Here is a 19772-nt window from a genome sequence, read left to right on the forward strand (position 1 = left end):
CCCGATCAATCGAACCGGACGGTTGCGTCACAGCGTTTTGAGGTACTCGAGGAGCGCGATCTTTTCTTGTTCATCGAGTGAATCGGGATAGTCGTGCCCCGAGGCGGATTTACCGAAACGCCGAGTATCAAAATAGCTCCGACGCAGTGCGACGTCGGGTTCCTCCAGCGGCACACGTTTGACCGACTCGATCGTCAATCCGACTTTGCTTTCATCGATCGAATCACTGACACGTCGCCACACCGTCGGACGTTGTGATTGGTTCAAGACGTGCCATAGCGTCGGCACGCTACCATTGTGAAAGTACGGGGCACTCGCCCAAACGCCATCGAGCGGCGGAGCCACGTAACCAGCGGGATCGGTGATTGTCGTTTGTTCATCGGGCTCTCCCGCGTTGGCAAACCAACTGCGAGCGTAGTGTTCGCGACCAGCGACGGTTAAAGCACTGTGACGCACGGGGTCCGTTCCGATTTCATCAATGGGCACCATGCGGTTGGGATAGGCAGCAATCGACTCCTCGTCACTGTCGTGTCCGTAAGTTCCATGGCATTCGGCGCAGGTCGTTTCGAACAAGTGCTGGCCTTGTTCCGCTAAATCGGGATCGATTGCGTGTGGATATTTTGGCGGACGCACTGACGAGAGGTATGCGTAGACGTCTCGGAAGGCGTCTTCGTATTGTCGATAGAAGCTCGCATCGTTCTCAGGAACGAGCGTGAACTGCATCAAACCTCGATGCCCCTTTTCGGCAAAACCATCAATGTAGATGTACGGCCGGCGATAGAAGTGCCACCACGGTGGCGCGTCCATGTCGTGATGAGTGAGCGAAGCGGGCGCACGCTGGACCAGATTCAGTTGATCGTCGCGGTAATTCATGAGACCCATGCCAAAGACAACCGCATTGGTTGTCCCGTGGGTGGTCCCCAATGGGATGACGAGTGAACCGAGTTCCATTCGTCCAAGCGGGAGTCCGAGCCGGAATTTCGTACTGCGTACCTCTTCGGTCAAGGTTTGCAACGCAAAACGATTGTTGGGTGCGCCAGGATACGGGCGTCCATAGACCGATCCTCCGTGGCATGAGAAGCAATTCATCGTCCAGTTACCGTGTTCATCGACCACATACTGCAACGGTTTACCTGGATCGTCACCACGCTCGGTTGCGAGGGGGGCCGGCGTGCTTTCATCGACACGCGGCGTCAATCCGTAACGTTCAAACGCCATCGCTCGGCGTTCACCGATCGATACCTTTGCCGCTTGACTTCGCAGCGGTTCTGGCCAGCTCCTCCAAAGCTCATCGAAGACACGTTGATCGAAGTCACTCGGAAGGAGCGCCCGGTTCATCAAAAATTCATACCCGCGAGACGCAGCATCCTCATCCTCATTTTCATCGCCCCCCTCAACCAAATCGCCAACTGGCGGCGAATCGTCTGAGCTGGGCGTTCCGGCTGTCGCGAGCGTGTTTCCACTCCACGCGATGCAAAACCCCGCGAGTGCGAGCACGATGAACAATCCAGGCGACCGGCCAATCCTCGCATACGCGGAAGAAAGCGATTCGCCGAAACGTCGTGAAGACCACAACATGCTCGAACCGGTGGAGCGGTTCGGCGAATACAGATACATTCGATGGCCAGAGGCGTCTATTGGGACAACGCCTTGAACCGTCGAGGGCGTTTGAGAGGCGGAGACGGTCTCGGGACAAAGCACGGCGATTCTCGGTGGGGATAACAACAATCCGGCTGAGGCGGCGACCCCGATGGCCCGCCGCTCGCCTTCATTATGCCCGCCGTCAGCCGGGAGGATTAACCCCTATTATTGGACGCCGATCGAAGATTTGACCAAATCGGTCAGTTGAATTTCGGTCGATTGCGGATCAACCACGCGGGTTTTCAACGTTTCGAGGCTCCGGCGGGCGTCGCAGTACTCGAGAGCCACGACTCGCACGTCGGCAGGCAATTTGCGAATGATCGGGTCGACGTATGGATCGGCCTTGTTGAAAATCAGTCGTTCCGCCCAATCGCTGTGAAGGTCCACCGAATCGGCATCGAGCTTCGCGGCGACGTGACGTAGCAGGGTCGAGAGTGAACGAGCAGGTGACGTCGCACGAACCTTGCGTGCTTCATTACGGAGTGTCGCTTCGGCTTCCGCGAACTCCCGTGCCGCGTTCCACGCAACCGGATCGCCTTCGGCATGAACGGCAACGACGAACCGGCCTTCACCGAGCGGACGCATCGAGTCGCGGTCTTCTCCGATAACCGGGATTTGCGAAAAAGCATCCGACACCGAACTCTTCTTCGCGGGGCGACCGATCGCGACCACGGAAACATCTAACAGCCCCGCTCGGAATCCAGCGGGCACGTCAAAGGTGATCTTGAACTCCTTTTCACCTTCGAGCACCTGCGTCGACGTCCAACGCAGCTTGTAGTACACGCCTCGACCTCGCTCGATCGTACCGGACGCAGTAACGGCATGCAGAGGAGCATGACGTTCGTACTGCAACGATTCGGTTTGTTTGCTTCCCTTCCCCCCTTCGACATTGGCCGTCGCGAGGCTGCCTTGCGTGAGGTCGACGGAGGCTCCAAACGATTCGCTCTCTTCATCGCACGTCTTTACTTGGATCGTGCCAGAGTATTCGCTCGCGGTTTCGGTGCGAGGACTGTAGTTCATCACTTGCCACGACGTTTGACGTGGGACACAGCGGATCATCCAACGATCGATCTGCGGAAACGCACTCCCGCTCACCAACGAAGACAACCGCAGCGTGACTTCGACGGGTTCGCCGCCACTTCGCACGATCAGGTCGTCGGGACGTTGGCTGGCGACCGGCACGGCAACCGCGGTAGGCGGCAAATCGAAGGAGATCACATGCTGATCGGCTCCGCGAGCTGCCGTTGGGGGCGTCGTTAGTGTTACGAGAGTGACGCTCGCCAAAAGTAACAGGGAGCAAGAGAAGGTCGCCGGTGCGGTGAGACGACGAGAATTTTGATTGCGTGTGGGGGCTGAAGTGTTCATTGCGTTGGTGCTCCGTTCCATTTCGACATTTCCAGGTGGCTGTGTCGCAGCAAGGTTGAGAAACCTTTTGCAAAACATGTGCCGGGTCATCCGGCCAGCGACCGTTCCGTCATGGATACGGGCCGTACGAGAAGAAAATTCGCCGAAGGCATCTTCGCGTTCCTCTCTCCTGCACAGCAACGCAATCATGCAGCCGCGAAGAGTTCAGGCAAGCGTAATGGCAATCGCTACCGTTCTCGCGGTACAGTCAGAAGGCATGACGGTAAAGGCGTGAAACAGCTGCCGTTCTTCGTTTTCACCGCATCGCTTGCAGCGTGAAACAAAGCTTAAGCTGCGTCAAATCACGAGGGTTTAGGTGATCCGGCCGCACGGAGGAATGCATGATGGACAGTTGGTACCAAGGTGATCTGTCTAAGAATTGCGACGTCAAACTATGCCAAACACGAAGACTTTAACGCCGCAGTTCGCCGGGTTCCCAATACGGAAAAACAAAACGTTGATTCCGCTTGCGATTGGTCTTCGACAACGATCCGTGCAGATTTTTGGGGCGTCGATGGAAGTATTTGCAACGGGCTGACCGCTATTTGCTTGGCAAAAGATGGCTTTACCAGGCTTATTCGACGTAGCAACCGTCATCCGAAATTTCGGCTTTCCATGAGTTGGGCGAAGCGACGTTTCCCATTAAGATGGCCCCCACTCGGGGGCGTCTCTGTTGCTGTCTTTGCTTCGCTCCCATGGGAAGTCATCATTCGCATCGGATAACGGACGTGTCACAATCGAATCCATTCACGGATCCAAACTACCTCCAATCCACCACGCCGCCGCCCCCGTCGACCAAGCGTGTGTTGACGATTTTGGGCATCGTCGTTGCGTTGATCGTACTTTCGTGTGCTGGAATCAGTGCGGTCGCGGTCGTTGCATTGAAGCGTATTGCTGAGCCCGATCTCGAAGTGGCGCTCGCTCCACGAGAGAACGCATTTGATTTTGATGCTGAGGACTTCAACCATTCTCTGGAGATGCTGTTTGAAGACCGATCGGAACGCGACGTAACGCCTATGGATCCGACGCTGCAGCAATTTCTCGACAGCAGTATCGCTACGCTAGAACTCGGCAATGAGGTTCCATTTAGCCTGCCAATGTTTGTCGAAGCCGTCGCGATGAGTGAGCACAGCGGCGGTTCGCTCAATATTTTGGAACGGACGGCGTTACTGACTTGGCTAAAACAATACGAACCCAGTCCGGACATCCTTGCCGGAGAATCACGGGTACTCGACGTCCGGATGGATTCGACTGGCAAGCTTGCTGAAGTCGACTTGATTTCGTACTCCGACGATGCACAGGCGCAGTCGAACCAATGGTTCTTAGTCCGCGAGAGCAATCAGTGGAAATTCTATGATTGGCAGCGACTCGAGTTCGGCCGCCGGATGTCGGATGAATACGCGTCGTACCTTCAAGGCGATCCGCCGCTGGACGAAGGCTACGACAACGCGCAAGTGCAATTGAACGACGCAGAACTGGCGTGGTGGGACGACGATCGTGAACGTGCAAAACGGTTGATCCGCGGAGCGGAGAACCTTCCGATGTTAAAGGAAGACCGCCCCAGCCTCAAACTGCAAGCGGCATACACGTGGATGCGTTTGGAGCAATACGATGAAGCGGTGCGAGTTCTAAAATCCATCAAGGAACCGGATGCGTTGTGGGGAGTGTGGCCGTCGCTGGCCGTCAGCTACTGCAATCTTGAAGAATATGAGCAGACGTTGGATGCGTCCCAAAAGGCACTCCAACAATCGCCGAATCATCCCAACGCACATTGGATCGCATCGATTGCATACGGTGAACTGGGAAGAAAGGACGAGGCATCCGAAGCGGCGATCAGGGCCGTCCGTGTCTGCCCAACCGATTCGGTGATGTTTTACAATGCGATTTCGCGGATGCGACCGCAACATGTTTCGCAACTCGTCGATGTTGTTATTGAGAACGACGAGGAGGACCAGTGGTTGCAGTTGCTCTCGCAAACCTATCGACGGTCATCAGAAATTTCTGAAACGATCGTGGACGATTTGAAGAAACGCGAACAATTGCCGTCCGGTGTGCTATCGATCGCAATCGGCAACCAGGCCTGGGGCAATGACCAGTTTGACGAAGCCGCTCGCCGTTTCCTTGATAGTCGGCGGAGTGCGGACCGCGACTACATCAGGGAGCTCGCAAGTCAAAATCATCTCGATGTTCGATTGGACCAAGATGATTTCGAAAAACTCTTTGCTGAATCAAGTGGTGATGATTCACTGCTACGCGACCTCGCGCTGAGAGCTTATGACGAATCGTTGTATTGCGATCCAGACAAATTGTTGACGGCGCTGCACACGCATGCATCCGACAACACCAATGGATGGGGCGATGCCTTGAAAGGGTGGGCGGACTATTCCAACGGCGACTACGAAGACGCGATCAAGTCGTTGGACGACTTCGCAAACTGGCGACGTTCGCACGGGTCTTCGTCCGATGAACCGCAAGCTCGTACCGACGAAACTGACGATGATAGTTGGGTCGACCACACGATCGCTGAGTACCTCGTCTACTCACTGTTGGAACTCGATCGCCCGCTCGAGATCATCGAGCGATGGCCAAATGACGCAGGCAAACATTCCGAAATCGGCAGCCATCTGTTGTCGTATGCGACTGAATCCGAGATTGATCAGTTTTTGGAATCGACATCGACGACCGGTTCCGACTCGATCAAGGTCCAGCGTTTGAGATTGCAAGCTGGACAGGCGATGAGCCAGGATCTGGTCGAAGAAGCCGTTTCCCGTCATCGTGAAGCGATCGCGTTGGCTTCGACGGTATACGACGAAGAAGAGAATTATTACGTCGCCGAACTTGTGCGCCAGTTGGGGCGTGATTTGGTTGTTGGCAAATACTTGTCCGCCTCCGACGACCTCAGCAAACTCGAGCTCGATGAGACGATTGACCTCGCGACGTTGGCATACTCCGCGATCCGCGAGTCCATACGAATCTGCGATGACACTCAACTCGACGCGTGGCTGAACCATGCCTCGCAGGTCCTCGAGGATGCTGACGATTCATCCGGTCTTCAAAGCGATATCGGTGATTACTACGTGAGCCGAGACCAATTGCCAAAAGCGATCGAAGCGTACAAGCGGTGTGTCGAGGCATCCGATGAAGAGTCCTGGGGGCTGACACAGCGATATGAGGCGGTCGTGCGGACGATGGTTCATGCCGGCCGAATCGATGAAGCGAAAGAGTGGCTGGCAACGAACCCGATTCCTGACGCACTCGTCGCGGGCGAAGCGGTGATCGACCTTGCCCGAAGTGATTTCGAATCATTGCAGAAACACTTGGCCATCGTCGACAAGGCGACCGCAAGCGATTGGCTGGAGGACCAACCTCTCCTTTCGATCAAGAATCGCCAGAGTACCCGCCCGGGACTGATCAAGTTAATCAGCGAGTATCCAATCCGCATCCCCTACGCCTCGATGGAGTCATCGGGCACGCTATTGCGATCCGGCGTAGGGTCCGTCGATCTCCAACAAATCGGGAAAGCGTTCGAAGTCGCACTTGGTGAAAAGTTCTCGTCGGAAGAAATCGTGCAAGGCATCGATCATCGCCGGCGATTTGCGGACGACGCGTGGGTGTTCGAGTCTGTGAGCGGCCAACGCATTGTGGTCAGTGTGGGAGAACGTCGATACGAGACGGAGCAGTTGTCCGGTTGGCTCGGCGAACGACTGAATGCCGCCGTGACACGCATCCACTTTGGATTCATGGACGACCGCCCCGATCCGGCGCGGCGTCTTTTCGAGGCCGCGTTGGCGCTGGCGGATGACGACGCAATCGCGTTTTCTTGGTCTGGTGGCCGAGAGGTCTGGTCGGGCCCGCGACTAAACGAGGATTTGACTTGGAAAGGTCGCGTGCCCATCCATTCCGCAAACACGATTGCGAGCCTCATCGAAGTTCTGCCGGAAGATGGAGGTGACGATTTGGATTACGACGATGGATATCTTGATCTTGAAGAATGGGACCAGCTTAAAAAGGACGCCGGTGGAGAGATGCGAGCGATCTTGTCAATCTATGCCAACGGCGTCGAGGAAGAGATTCCCTGTACGGTCACGAAGGTGGACGTGGATGAATATGAGATGACCATTTCACCCACACGCAGCAGCGTGTTGCTGCCCATCGTCCAAGCCGGCGTGGCGTATACCACCGGACCGAGCTATCTAACGTTGCCGAAATCGGCCACCAACGACGATAACAGCGAGATTCCCGAGTAGGACCGGGACACCACGAGTGACGCTTGTTGTAATCAGCCTTTGAGCAATGCTTCGGCGAATGAGTCTGGGTCGAACGCGGCCATGTCTTGCATGCCTTCCCCGAGACCGACAAATTTGACAGGCAATTGGAATTGCTCACGAATCGGCAGCACAACGCCACCCTTTGCCGAGCCATCGAGTTTGGCCAGGACAATCCCGGTACATCCGGCCGCGGCGCTAAATCCTTTCGCTTGGCTGATCGCGTTTTGGCCCGCGGTCGCATCGAGCACCAACAGCACCTCGTGTGGTGAACCCGGCAAACGTTTGCCGATCACGTTTCGGATTTTCTGCAGTTCCTGCATCAGGTTGCTTTGCGTCTGCAGGCGGCCGGCCGTGTCGATGATCGCGTAGTCGGCACCAACTTCGATCGCCTTGTCGACGGTTTGGTACGCGACGCTGGCCGGATCCGCACCGCTTTTTCCGGTCACGATTTCGCACCCGATCCGTCCCGCCCAGATGGTCAATTGTTCGACAGCTGCGGCCCGGAACGTGTCCCCCGCACCGAGCACGAGGCTGTGCCCGTTCGCGGTCAGATGGTGGGCGAGCTTGCCGATCGATGTGGTCTTGCCACTCCCATTGACGCCGACGACCAAGATTACGGTCGGTGGTGATTCGGACTTCGCCAACCCGCCGTGATCTTGGCGTAGTTGTGAGCGAATTTCTTCGGTGATCGTTTGGATCACTTCTTCGAGATGAACGACACGGCCACGAAATTGTCGGGCGACTTCCTCGCGAATTTTGTTTGCGGGACCGGTCCCCATATCCGTTCGAATCAGGCGGGCGAAAAGCTCGCCCAAGAATTCTTCATCAACGAGGCGGCCTTCACTCTTGAACAGGTCGCGGATATCGGTGCCGAGCACTCGTCTCGTTTTCTGCAGCCCGCTGCTGAGTTTCGTGAGAATGCCCCCGCCACCGTCTTTCTTGGCACTACCAGGTGTCGCCGCCGATTCAACGGCCTCCGGAGCTTGAGCCGCGTTCTCAGGACTTTCGTCGTTCGTCTTTTTGGATCGCCAAAACGCCATCGTGATTCGTTTCCACTATTGAATGTCGGTGTTTCCCCAAGATTGTGCCCTGCATTGGCAAAAACCACCACCCGGTGTCATGCCTGAGCAGCCAACGGCGCAAGGGCCAAAGCATATCTAGAAGTTGGGGGGCGTGCTCATTCTCCGTTTTGCCGATCCGTCGAGACCTTCTGCCCATCAATCGATCCAGGTCCGTACCGAACGCTCGCGTTGAATCGCTCGATGTATGCGACCAGAAATTGATTGAACTCGCATTGGTTGGAGGAACGATTTTCCGCCGATCGACTCAACCAAAGAAGAGACCCCGAAATACAAAATGATCGGCACCGTTGCATCGTGTCCGTTAAAGATCGCGTAACCCTCACGAATTTCCATGAGAACGAATGAGGTGTGGAAATTTTCTCAAGTTCAATGCGAAAGTTGAGCTACCTATTTCGATGCGGAACAATTTTTCGCGCCTAATTCGCTTGGCCCCGGGAAACGCATCCAATGGTCGCTCACGCTTCCGATACAGACTTTTTTCGCTGTCCGATCACGGTGGAAAACAGTTCAGCGATACTTCGAATTCGTCGTCGTCGCGTCGCCGTTCATCTGCAAGAGGCCTCGATCGACGGGTATACGATTTTGGTGCGAGCCCTCCACTCGTCGCAGTTGCGGATCGGTGAACCATGGGTCTTGTTGCACAATGGGGCAACGATTGAAGTGCAGGCGCAGTGGTTTTTCCAGGCCGCAGATGGGCAGGTTCAGATCGGATTGCGTCGACTACGCGATTTGACGCGTCCGCCGGTGATCGGCGGATGGCTGCCTAGTATTTTCGGGACGCCGAAGTCGCCGGATTATTCGTCCAGCTCGCTGGTTCTGTCCTGTGGAGTTTTGGGCGTTTTGCTCGCCTTGGCGCTCCCGGGGCTCGGTGATTTGCTCGGCACGTCGAAGCCCATTCAGGCGGCGATAAACAGCGTTTACGGCGGACTCCGCAGCGTGATGAAAGATTTCCTCTAGCAGGTTTGGTAGCAAATCGTGTCTGCGACGATTCGTTGTCATTGACGCTCAGGGGTGTGGGACCGACAATCAGGCTTCGTTTCGCCTCGGTCGAACCGCCTAACACCCCACCCCCTCAAAAAAGCTCCAAAACCTTCGATGAGTACGATCCAGTCGCAAGATCCCGTTTTGTGGGAAGCCATGCAAGCCGAAGCCGCCCGCCAGCAGAACGGGTTGGAAATGATCGCCAGTGAGAATTACACCAGCCCAGCGATCATGGAAGCCGCGGGCAGCGTGCTGACGAATAAATACGCAGAGGGATATCCTGGCCGACGCTACTACGGTGGGTGCGAACACGTCGATGTTGTCGAAACGCTCGCCATCGACCGGGCGAAGGAACTTTTTGGCGCCGAAGCCGCCAATGTTCAGCCCCACAGCGGCTCGCAAGCCAACACGGCCGTGTATCTCGCCGCCCTCGAAGTCGGCGACACCGTCCTCGGTCTCGACCTCGCCCAAGGCGGCCACCTCACCCACGGCATGAAACTGAACATCAGCGGCCGGTTGTACAATTTCATCAGCTACGGAGTCGATGAGAAAGAGCACCGGCTCGATTTCGATCAGATCGCTCGGCTCGCCCGCGAGAACAAACCGAAACTGATCGTCGCTGGTGCGAGCGCGTACCCGCGTGAGATCCCGCACGCGAAGTTCAAAGAGATCGCCGACGAAGTCGGTGCGAAATTGATGGTCGACATGGCCCACTACGCGGGTCTGGTTGCGGCGAAAATACACAACAGTCCTATTCCGTACGCTGACTATGTCACGACGACAACGCACAAAACGCTCCGCGGCCCACGCAGCGGTTTAATCATGTGCAAACAAGAGCACCTCAAACTCGTCAACCGGAACGTGTTCCCGGGAACGCAAGGTGGTCCGTTGATGCACGTGATTGCGGGCAAAGCGATTTGTTTCGCCGAAGCAATGGCTCCGGAGTACCAAGCCTACGGCCGTGCCGTTGTTGAAAACGCGAAAGCGTTGGCTGATACCTTGATGACCGCCGGATTGCGATTGGTCAGCGGTGGTACCGACAACCACTTGATGCTCGTTGATGTCACCACGGTTGGCTTGGGCGGCAAACGCGCCGAAGCCGTCCTCGACGCCTGTGGCATCACGGTCAACATGAACATGATCCCATTCGACACCCGCAAACCGATGGACCCCTCGGGAGTCCGAATCGGAACACCGGCACTAACCACTCGTGGGATGGGTGTCGACGAGATGAAACGCATCGGTGCATGGATCTTCCAATCGTTGTCCAACCCGGATGACACCGCCCTGCACGATTCGATTCGTGGCGAAATCCGCGAGATGTGCGTGAACTTCCCCGTTCCCGCCGCCGCCAACGATCAAGCTTGTGGTGTTGCCTGATGAGTAGCCGTATTCTGATCGCCGACGATAACGTCGCTAACCGTGAGTTGCTCGAGGCCTACCTCGCGAAAGTTGACTGCGAATTGGAATCCGCGGTCGATGGCGCCGATACGCTTGAGAAGGTTGAATCGTTTAAACCCGATTTGATCCTACTCGACGTGATGATGCCGAAACTCAGCGGTTTCGAGGTCTGCAAGAAACTCAAAGAGAATCCGCAGACCAGCGGTATCATGATTTTGATGGTGACGGCGTTGAGTGAACTCGGGGACATCGAACGTGGTGTCGCTGCGGGAACGGATGACTTCCTCAGCAAACCTGTCAATCGCATCGAGTTGACCAAACGGGTCGAGAACATGCTCAAGCTCAAGGGCACAACGGACGAACTTGAGCGTCTGCGTCAGTACATCCAAGAAATGGAAGAACGCTAACTTGCTCGAATCGCTCTGCCTGATGCCTCCACGAATCGGGCAAGTTCGTCGTGGAATTTCACCGGCGCCCACCGAAATGTTGCTGCAGCGACGCAGTGGCGTTCCGGTGTTATTACCGGTGCCACTGTTTTGGGACTCTCCGCCGTGGCACACCTGGGAACCACCAATCGCCCAGGCCGTCTTCTTGGCGATGCAATCCCGCGGCGTGCTCGTTTCGGCTCTCGAAAGCGAACTGGGGCGAACGAGTCCGACCGGCAGTGCGAATTCGTCGTCCGACGCGGACGTCTCCGAGCAGCCGGACAGCGAATTGGGAATCCCACGTTTGCTGCCGTATCGTAACGAACGGTATGGACTTTCGGAGACGGACTTCGATCACGCCACGGTCGTCGACATGCACCTCTCACCGCTTCGAGACGCGTCGGGACGCTTTGCCTACTCGGCGGCTCGTCTCGGCCGATGGGAAGCCACCCCGGACGACCAGCCGCTCTCAGGCGGCGGCTGGATTCCCGCGATGACCCTGCCACCCGATGTCGCCGATTTGGCGTCTTTGGATTCCAAAGTAAAACAACTTCGGTCGCTGGCACCTCACGCCGCCGTTATCATCAGCGTGACGCCTGAATGGATCGATGACCATCTCAACGATCTGATCGCCGCCGGCCCTGATGCGATCTTGATCCGGCTGGGGCAAATCCGCATGACGGGGATTGCCTTCGCGCAGTTGACACAGCGTTTGTCGCACCGAATCGAACAGATCGAAAAACTACCGATTTGGATCGTCCCCCCGAAGACACTTTCCAAGAAACCGCTGAGCGTTTCGGATTCGATCAAAACGATCGCGTTGGGCGTTTCAGCGATCGCAATCGATGGCTGGCTCGAAGAAGTCATCAATGAATTCAATGACATCGAACTGCCGGCGTCGTACGTGAGCGACAGGATGAAACACATCTCGGCGGAAGTCGAAGAAATTTTGCAGCGACGATTTGACCCAGACCTCGAAAACTTCTGCGGGCTGTTCTCAACCCTCGTCCATGACCGACCGCGAGACCTGTTAGGCACGTTTGATCCCGAGATCGCGGCGATTCTAGATCTGCCGTGCGTCGGACGATTATAACGCGACTCGCGAGATCGCTCGCCGGCGGAATTCATCCGTCGGTTGATCACTCCGTCGGTAGCACGTTCGGCCGCTTAATTTTATCGCCCGGCTCACGGAAAACGTAGGGCGTCCAAATCTCGCGTGCCTTCTCCCACTCTTCGAGTGTGCGAGTGGGATACCAACCCGGATAGCCAAACTTTTTAAAGTCATAGTTTCCGGCGTTTTGGGCAACCCAGGCACTGACCGTCGACGTGGGACGCGTTTCAGGGAATACCCCGATTGCCCGAAAGTCATCCGTGACCCCTTGGTCATGAATGACGTTTTCTCGCCAATGAGCGAGGTTCGCCAACAATTCCGCTTTGATTTCGGCATGATCGGGATCGTCGGCCAAATTATTGAGCTCATGTTGGTCGCTTCGAAGATCATACAGTTCGATCTCTGGTTTGTTGGCCGCCATGAAAACGGCTTGCTGCGGAGTCAGTTGCCCTTTGAGATACAGAACACTCATCTCCGCCAATACCGGATAGGCACCTTCCTTGTAGCTGCTGTATTGGCAATAGGCTCGCTCTGGCATCAGGTTCAAAATCAACTTGTAGTCCTTGGAACGAATCGACCGCATCGCGTCGTGGGTTTCGCCCATCCGATCTCGCGCCGCGAACAAGTACTGTCGATTCGCAACGTCTTCGCTAATCAAACTCTTTCCGTGCAAGGGAATCGGCGCGTCGATACCGGCGGCTTCCAATATTGTCGCGCAGATATCGAGTGAGGACACCAAGTCATCGTTCACCTCCCCCGATCGAACCTTGCCTGGCCATCGCATGATCATTGGAATCCGCAACCCCTCATCGTATAAGAATTGCTTGCCGCGAACGTGGCATCGGCCGTGGTCACCGATGAAGAACACGATCGTGTTGTCGGACAAACCCTCGTCGTCTAACCGTTTGAGTAGACTCCCGACTTTGCGATCGACCACCTGCATCGACTCGAGCCCATTGGCCCAGTCGCGGCGAACAAAAGGCGTGTCGGGGTAATAAGGCGGCAGTTCCACATCTTCGATTGCGATGGGTCGGATGGGATCGCGATGGAACGATCGGTGAGTTTCGCCGAACGTGATTCGTGCAAAAAACGGTTGCCCCGGTTCACGATGCTTCCAATCGTCTCCCATGAACAATTCCGCTCGCCCATCAGGCAGGAAGTTGCAATCGGTCTTTGAACTTAGCAGTGCCGTGTAGTAGCCGGCCTCGGCGAACAGATGCGGAATCGGCTTGATACCGAACGGAAGTGGTTGTTTGTCATACTCGCGATGCTGTTGCGCACCAATGTAGTTTTGATGAAATCCCGTCATCATCGCTGACCGAGATGTCGAGCAAACCGGCGACGTAGTGAATGCCCGCTCGAAGCGGACGCCCTCGGCGGCTAGTCGGTCCACGTGAGGCGTGTGAATGCCTTTCGTCCCATAGCACGAAAGGTCGGGCGACCAGTCTTCGATCGTAATCCATAAAATGTTTGGTCGTGGAGACTCCGTGTTGAACTGCGCGTTCACTTCGCCAGTGCTGAACGCCAAAAACAAACCCAACAAACAAACAAGCTTGGTCGGGAAGTGGCCAATTTTCATAAGACGCATACGTCAATGGTAGGTAAGGTTTGACGGCGTTTGAGATGACGCAGTCGGTGATTGTAGCTGACCTCGTTTATATCTAGAAACATCTCCCCTGATTATTGATGCGATCGTTCAAGAAGGTCATCGGAGTCTTACAGGTAGGAAGCGGATTTAGCGGTCTATGGATTTATCCACGATTCGAAAACGAAGGATCACTTCTTACCGCGAAGCGTGCGTGAGTGAGGAAGTGGTCCCATCGCTCGCGCAGGTATCGGGGCAATTGATTGGCAAGCTGCTCAGCATTCGCTATTGATATGCCGATTCGCCAATCCATTTTGCGTTAGGTATTCGATTTGCTCATTGTTGGAGCGTAACCAGCTCATCCGGGCTACACACGTGAAAAGAGAGGACACGTTGGATGTTAGATGCAAATGACTTGGCAAACCTGCAAATCATAGCCATTGCGGCCGCCTGCGGAGCGGCGATCGGCGTCGAACGAGAGTTTGCTCGCAAGCCGGCGGGAATTCGCACGCATATCTTCGTGTGCGCCGGATCGGCGTTGATGATGATTTTGGGGCAAGAGATTTTGGGGCAATTTGAACACCACGAAGACGACCAACTCTTGAAGGCCGACCCGATTCGGGTTTTACAAGCGATTGTGGTCGGCATCAGTTTCCTCGGCGCTGGCACGATTGTGCACGAGGAGCACCGTGGGGTGGAAGGGTTAACGACCGCAGCGACTATTTACCTGACCGCGGGTATTGGAGTCGCGACCGCAGTTGAACGAGTCTCGCTCGCCGTGTCGCTCACCCTCGCCACATTGATCGTTCTCTTCGCGCTCGGCTGGGTGGAAAACCGAATCACACGCTTTCGTCATGCCCACAGCCCGAACGACCTACCGGATTGAAATAGTCTTCAACATTACGTCGTGCGTTGGGCCGCCGTTCGTTGCTCAATCAAACGCCACAACCACCATCCGAACAAACATACAATGACCGCCGTGCTGACCCAACCGAGCGGACCGGCTAGATTGCTGTACTGATCACCCAACCACCAACCGATTCCGGCCAAAAACGCCGTCCATACGACTGTGCCGATGGCGGTAAAAAGTGAGAAGCGGCCGACAGGCATTTTGGCAAACCCCGCCGGCACGCTGATCATGGTGCGGAGGCCCGGGATTAGCCGACAGACGAACACCGCCATCGCTCCCCAACTCTCAAACCACTGGTCGACGCGATCTAAATCACGGGGCGTGATCGTTAACCAAGCACCATGTCCTTCGATCCATTTTGCGAGTCGTGGTTTCCCGATCCAGCGAGCCACGTAGTACCAAGCCATTGCACCGGCAAAAGATCCGAGGCTTCCCGCCGCAACGACTGCGACGAAACTACTGTCTCCCTGGCTCACGGAGTAGCCAGCCCAAGGCATCACGACTTCAGAGGGTATCGGTGGAAAGATGTTCTCGAGCAGCATCATTGCTCCCACACCGAACGCACCGAATTGTTCGAGAAATTCTTTGACCCATTCTGACATCGTGCTGCACTCTCATCGGAATCTGTTCATAGTTGCACCATCCCAAAATCGGGACGCCGCGTTGTGAAGAGTGCCGCAAAGAACGTTCCGTTACTCAAGCGAGTGAGACGATCATCCCAGCGATACATCAAGGATCATCATGATGGCGAAGCCCAGCATGAGAAACAAAGTCGCGACATCCTCATTCCCTTCTTGCTGCGTTTCGGGAACTAATTCTTCAACCACGACATAAACCATCGCACCAGCGGCAAAACTCAGTGCGAAGGGCAGTACCGGTGCAGCGTAAACCACGACGGCAGCTCCGATCACAGCTGCAACCGGTTCAACAATCGCAGACGCCTGACCGATCAGCCACGATTTCGACCGACTCATTCCTTCCGCTCGCAGCGGAACCGCGACGGCAACGCCTTCGGGAACGTTCTGGAGTCCGATTCCGATCGCCAATGCGGTCGCACCTCCCAAACTGGTCATTGTCAGATCGCTTCCCGCGCTTCCGAACGCCACGCCAACGGCCAAACCTTCGGGGATGTTATGAAGCGTGATTGCGGAAATTAAAAGAACGCTTCGCTGCCACGCCGTCTTGAGACCTTCAGCCGATTCATCAGGTAAACCGCGGTGCAGGTGCGGCAGGATGCGGTCGAGACCATACAAGAATCCGCCGCCGAGTAAGAAACCGATCGCAGCGGGAAACCACGAGGGCCAACCGAGTTCGTCGGCAACGTCGATTGATGGCGCCAACAAACTCCAATAGCTCGCAGCGAGCATCACGCCGCCGGCGAACCCCAACATCGCGTCAAATAGTTTGCGATGAACGTTTGTCAGCCCAAAAACGAGGGCGGCACCTAACGCGGTCAACGCCCACGTGAAGCCTCCCGCAAAAAGAGCTTGCCAGATCGGATCGGATTGGTGCAGCCATTCTATCATGAGACATATCATGCAGCAGATGGCGCGCCGATTGCGTGATGTCCCGTCATGTTAAACTTCGAGAACTATCCGCTGGGGATGAACGCTGCGATTTTTGTAGTCGGGGCGGCCATGGTCTGGTACGCGGGCACTAAACTCAGCAAATACGTGGACCTATTCGCGGATCGAACAGGACTTGGTCAGGCGTTCGCGGGGGCTTTGTTTCTGGGTGGCGCCACGAGCCTACCGGAATTGGCGACCACCCTAACGGCATCGTATTCGGGCGCCGCGGAACTAGCGGGGACCAACCTTCTCGGTGGTATCGTGATGCAGATGGCGGTCCTGGCGTGGATCGACGCGTTTGTTCTGCGTGGTCGCCCGCTGACTCTGTTCTCGCCGAACGCCACGTTGCTGATGGCAGGGATTATGTTGATCGGCTTGGTCGCGCTCGCGTCGGCGGCCGTGACAACGGGCGAGCTGTTCTCTGTGATGGGCGTCGGATTTTGGCCGGTCGCACTGTTCGTGGCATACATCGGATCGTTGTGGTTGATGTATCGGTACGAAGGTGACCCGCGGTGGGAACCGAGCGGTGAAACCGCCCAACCGCCTGAGTCCGCACGCGACCTCAAAGACGCCCATCACAAGGAATTCCGCGACGTCTCGAACAACCGACTCATCGTCTACTTCCTCGCGGCGTCCGCAGTGATCCTGGTCGGAGGCTTTCTTGTCGCGAAAACCGGCGAGGTGATCGCAAATCAAACAGGCGTCGGGCAGGGCTTCGTCGGCGCGACGTTGGTCGCGTTTGCAACGAGCCTTCCCGAAGTCAGCACAACCTATTCGGCGGTACGGTTTGGCGCCTACAGCATGGCGGCGGCCAACATTTTGGGCACCAACAGTCTCGAAGTCGCGTTGTTTCTACCTGCGGAACTCGCCTACCGCGAGGGTGCCATCTTTGATGCCATTCACCAACCCGCAGCTTTCCTCGGGATGATGGGGGTTGTAGTCACGTGCCTCTATCTTTCGGGCATCTTGGAACGGCGTGACCGTACGATCTTTGGGATGGGCGTCGATTCGTTCGCGGTCTTGATCGCGTATTTCGGCGGATTGGCTGTTTACTACTCGCTCTAAAAATCACTCGTCGAGCCTCCTCGGTCAACGAATAGCGACGTTGCGAGTAGTACGCAGCATTGGCATGCCAGTTGCGTTGGTTCTTCTTTAGACACACATCCAAACCCGCAGAGGAATCATGTCTACACAACGCCCCGCAGTCATCGTCACCGGTAGCGCCGGCCTCCTCGGTCACCCAGTCTGTTCTCGTCTCGCCAATGCAGGTTACGAGGTTTTTGGCTTCGACCGTGTCGGCTTACCCGAACCGCCCAAATCACTCGAGCATGTACGTGATATCGAGTGTGATGTTTCGGATTCATCGTCCGTCCGCGCGGCGATGCAAAAAGTCCACGCCCTCACTAATGGAAAGCTCGCTAGTTTCGTTCACATGGCGGCCTATTACGACTTCTCCGGTGAAGAGAGCGACCTCTACGAAAAAGTGACCGTCAACGGGACAGATCGGCTGCTCAATGAGCTAGAGGATTTTGAATGTGAGCAATTTGTGTTCACAAGCACCATGCTGGTTCATGCTCCTTGTGCGGTCGGGGAAAAAATCAGCGAAGACTCACCCCTCGAAGCAAAGTGGCCGTATCCGCAAAGCAAAATCGAGACCGAGCGATTAATCCGCGAGGGACATCCCGGTGTGAATTCGGTGTTCTTGCGGATCGCGGGTGTCTATACCGACTACGGCCGCCAGCCGACCATTGTCCAGCAAATCAAACGCATTTATGAAAAAGATTTCCAAGGTCACTTCTTTCCCGGCAATACGGAGGCTGGTCAATCGGCGGTGCACATCGATGATGCTGCCGACGCCATCGTCCGAACCGTCGAACGTCGCAATTCGATCAAACCCAAGACCGCGATCTTGATCGGAGAACCCGATCCACTTTCGTATGACGCATTGCAAAACCTGATCGGGAAACAATTGTACGCCAAAGAATGGGCGACGCTCTACGTGCCCAAACCCGTCGCGAAGGTGGGCGCCACCGTGTCGGACGCCGTCCAAGGCGGTAATGCGTTTATCAAACCCTACATGGTCGACATGGCAGACGACCACTACGCGCTCGACATCAGTCGTGCCCGCGAGCTGCTCGGCTGGGAACCGCAACATGCGTTGTCGACAACATTGCCCAAGATCACGGCGAAGCTCAAAAGCGACCCGGACGAATGGTACCGGCTCAACGGAGTGGCGTAAGTAATGTCAATTGCTAGTATTCCCGCACAGGACATCGACCGCCCGGTACCTCCCTATTCACACAACCCATCTGCGTGGAGCCAGCGCATTCCAATTTGCCTGTTGGCGTTCGTCGCGGCCGCCATCTCCTCTCACCTCGCACTCTACCAGTGGGGCTTTATTGAGAACGCATGGGATCCAGTGTTCGGGGGAGCGAGCAATCGGGTTTTGAAGTCGGACACCGCAATGTCGATGTACCGAATACTCGGGATTCATGATGCCGCGCTCGGTGTCCTCGCCTATCTCGGGGACGCGATTCTTGGTTTCGCCGGTTCACCACGACGTTGGCAGTATCGGCCTTGGTTGGTCATTCTGTTCGGTATCGATGTTATCCCGCTTGGCATTGTCAGCGTGGTGTTGGTTGTCCTGCAAGCGTTCGTTGTCGGAGATTGGTGCTTCCTATGTCTTGTCACGGCCGGTATTTCATTGATCCTGGTTTACTGGGCATGGGACGAAGTTCGTGTATCGCTGACGTACCTCTGGATCGTGTGGAAACGAAATCACAGCAAACGAATGCTGTGGGACGCATTTTGGGGCAACCGGAATGATGAGCTCGATCGCTCCGCCGAAGAACTTCTATCACGGGAGGTATCCTGATGTGGGGACGAGTCGTTGAAATCATGACCGCCGTTTGGCTGGCGGCGAGTCCATTTGTGTTCTCGTCCCAATCCGATCCGGCGATCTTGTGGGGTGATCTTTTGATCGCGTTACTAATCTGCATCCTCTCCGGCCTGTCTTACTGGCCTCCGACCCGGCACGCTCACTTGTTGATCCTGCTCGTCGCGATCGGCCTCATCGCGTGGGGGCGATTCGCTGTGCTGCCACCGCCGCCCGAGCACCAGAACCATATCGTCGTTGGGCTATTTCTATTGATGATTGCACTCATCCCAAACCACGCCTCACAACCACCACGCGTGTGGCAAACCACCGCGAATTAGTCTTGTCGGTACATTCTTCAGTAGGTCAGCGACTTGCTTTCGAGTGGATTGGCAACGTACTGATTCCGTATCGACAACTGCCTTACGCAACCCGGGAAATAAGTATCACGTATCTCGGTCGATCGGGACGTTGATTGTTTTAGTGCTCTTTGTAGCGGAACGGTGCAAGCCGTCCGGTCC

Annotated in this window: 17 protein-coding genes; 11 read left to right on the forward strand and 6 right to left on the reverse strand. The window is 55.9% G+C overall.

Annotated features, from left to right (window positions below):
- Nucleotides 1–27: 27 nt before the first annotated feature.
- Together NB063_RS18025 and NB063_RS18030 are read right to left on the reverse strand one after the other, a co-directional pair.
- The gene (locus tag NB063_RS18025) at nt 28–1701 is read right to left on the reverse strand and encodes a c-type cytochrome (RefSeq protein ID WP_250930147.1); all 1674 of its coding nucleotides are present in this window, start codon (nt 1699–1701) and stop codon (nt 28–30) included.
- A 105-nt stretch (nt 1702–1806) separates the two neighbouring features.
- The gene (locus NB063_RS18030) at nt 1807–3006 is read right to left on the reverse strand and encodes a hypothetical protein (RefSeq protein ID WP_250930148.1); all 1200 of its coding nucleotides are present in this window, start codon (nt 3004–3006) and stop codon (nt 1807–1809) included.
- 767 nt (nt 3007–3773) lie between these two features.
- Here NB063_RS18030 and NB063_RS18035 point away from each other — a divergent pair.
- The gene (locus tag NB063_RS18035) at nt 3774–7292 is read left to right on the forward strand and encodes a tetratricopeptide repeat protein (protein ID WP_250930149.1); all 3519 of its coding nucleotides are present in this window, start codon (nt 3774–3776) and stop codon (nt 7290–7292) included.
- A gap of 32 nt (nt 7293–7324) precedes the next feature.
- On the opposite strand, the gene ftsY is transcribed toward NB063_RS18035, so the two are convergent.
- The gene (gene ftsY / locus NB063_RS18040) at nt 7325–8353 is read right to left on the reverse strand and encodes a signal recognition particle-docking protein FtsY (protein ID WP_250930150.1); all 1029 of its coding nucleotides are present in this window, start codon (nt 8351–8353) and stop codon (nt 7325–7327) included.
- A gap of 489 nt (nt 8354–8842) precedes the next feature.
- Between ftsY and NB063_RS18045 the strand changes: the two genes are divergently transcribed.
- From NB063_RS18045 to NB063_RS18060, 4 genes are all read left to right on the forward strand, one after another.
- Entirely contained in the window at nt 8843–9352 is a 510-nt protein-coding gene (locus tag NB063_RS18045; RefSeq protein WP_250930151.1) for a hypothetical protein, read from the forward strand.
- Nucleotides 9353–9490: 138 nt separating this feature from the next.
- Nucleotides 9491–10756: a serine hydroxymethyltransferase gene (locus NB063_RS18050; RefSeq protein WP_250930152.1), complete on the forward strand. Its 1266-nt coding sequence runs from the start codon at nt 9491–9493 to the stop codon at nt 10754–10756.
- Nucleotides 10756–11184, forward strand: coding sequence for a response regulator (locus NB063_RS18055; protein WP_250930153.1), 429 nt, complete (start codon nt 10756–10758; stop codon nt 11182–11184). Before NB063_RS18050 ends, NB063_RS18055 begins: the two co-directional genes overlap by 1 nt.
- 22 nt (nt 11185–11206) lie before the next feature.
- Nucleotides 11207–12295: a hypothetical protein gene (locus NB063_RS18060; RefSeq protein WP_250930154.1), complete on the forward strand. Its 1089-nt coding sequence runs from the start codon at nt 11207–11209 to the stop codon at nt 12293–12295.
- Between the two features lie 46 nt (nt 12296–12341).
- On the opposite strand, the gene NB063_RS18065 is transcribed toward NB063_RS18060, so the two are convergent.
- Nucleotides 12342–13901 carry a sulfatase family protein gene (locus NB063_RS18065; RefSeq protein WP_250930155.1) on the reverse strand — a complete coding sequence of 520 codons (1560 nt, stop codon included), beginning with the start codon at nt 13899–13901 and terminating at the stop codon, nt 12342–12344.
- Nucleotides 13902–14058: 157 nt separating this feature from the next.
- On the opposite strand from NB063_RS18065, the gene NB063_RS32285 reads away from it, so the two are divergent.
- Nucleotides 14059–14190, forward strand: coding sequence for a hypothetical protein (locus NB063_RS32285; RefSeq protein ID WP_261367444.1), 132 nt, complete (start codon nt 14059–14061; stop codon nt 14188–14190).
- Nucleotides 14191–14295: 105 nt separating this feature from the next.
- Complete coding sequence (locus tag NB063_RS18070; protein WP_250930156.1) at nt 14296–14784, forward strand: MgtC/SapB family protein; 489 nt, start codon at nt 14296–14298, stop codon at nt 14782–14784.
- 14 nt (nt 14785–14798) lie between these two features.
- Here NB063_RS18070 and NB063_RS18075 read toward each other — a convergent pair whose 3' ends face one another.
- Together NB063_RS18075 and NB063_RS18080 are read right to left on the reverse strand one after the other, a co-directional pair.
- The gene (locus NB063_RS18075) at nt 14799–15410 is read right to left on the reverse strand and encodes a DedA family protein (RefSeq protein ID WP_250930157.1); all 612 of its coding nucleotides are present in this window, start codon (nt 15408–15410) and stop codon (nt 14799–14801) included.
- Between the two features lie 111 nt (nt 15411–15521).
- Entirely contained in the window at nt 15522–16334 is an 813-nt protein-coding gene (locus NB063_RS18080) for a ZIP family metal transporter (RefSeq protein WP_250930158.1), read from the reverse strand.
- A 48-nt stretch (nt 16335–16382) separates the two neighbouring features.
- On the opposite strand from NB063_RS18080, the gene NB063_RS18085 reads away from it, so the two are divergent.
- The 4 genes from NB063_RS18085 to NB063_RS18100 all read left to right on the forward strand — a co-directional run bounded on the left by NB063_RS18085 (nt 16383) and on the right by NB063_RS18100 (nt 19592).
- Complete coding sequence (locus tag NB063_RS18085; protein WP_250930159.1) at nt 16383–17441, forward strand: sodium:calcium antiporter; 1059 nt, start codon at nt 16383–16385, stop codon at nt 17439–17441.
- Nucleotides 17442–17559: 118 nt separating this feature from the next.
- A complete protein-coding gene (locus tag NB063_RS18090) occupies nt 17560–18615 on the forward strand; it encodes an NAD-dependent epimerase/dehydratase family protein (protein ID WP_250930160.1) in 1056 nt (351 codons plus the stop codon).
- A 3-nt stretch (nt 18616–18618) separates the two neighbouring features.
- Entirely contained in the window at nt 18619–19251 is a 633-nt protein-coding gene (locus tag NB063_RS18095) for a vitamin K epoxide reductase family protein (protein WP_250930161.1), read from the forward strand.
- Nucleotides 19251–19592 (forward strand): SPW repeat domain-containing protein, encoded by a 342-nt coding sequence (locus tag NB063_RS18100; protein WP_250930162.1) that lies wholly within the window; start codon nt 19251–19253, stop codon nt 19590–19592. Before NB063_RS18095 ends, NB063_RS18100 begins: the two co-directional genes overlap by 1 nt.
- Nucleotides 19593–19772: the final 180 nt, after the last annotated feature.

The sequence above is a fragment of the Aporhodopirellula aestuarii genome, from assembly GCF_023701485.1.
GTDB classification, from domain to species: Bacteria; Planctomycetota; Planctomycetia; order Pirellulales; family Pirellulaceae; genus Rhodopirellula; species Rhodopirellula aestuarii.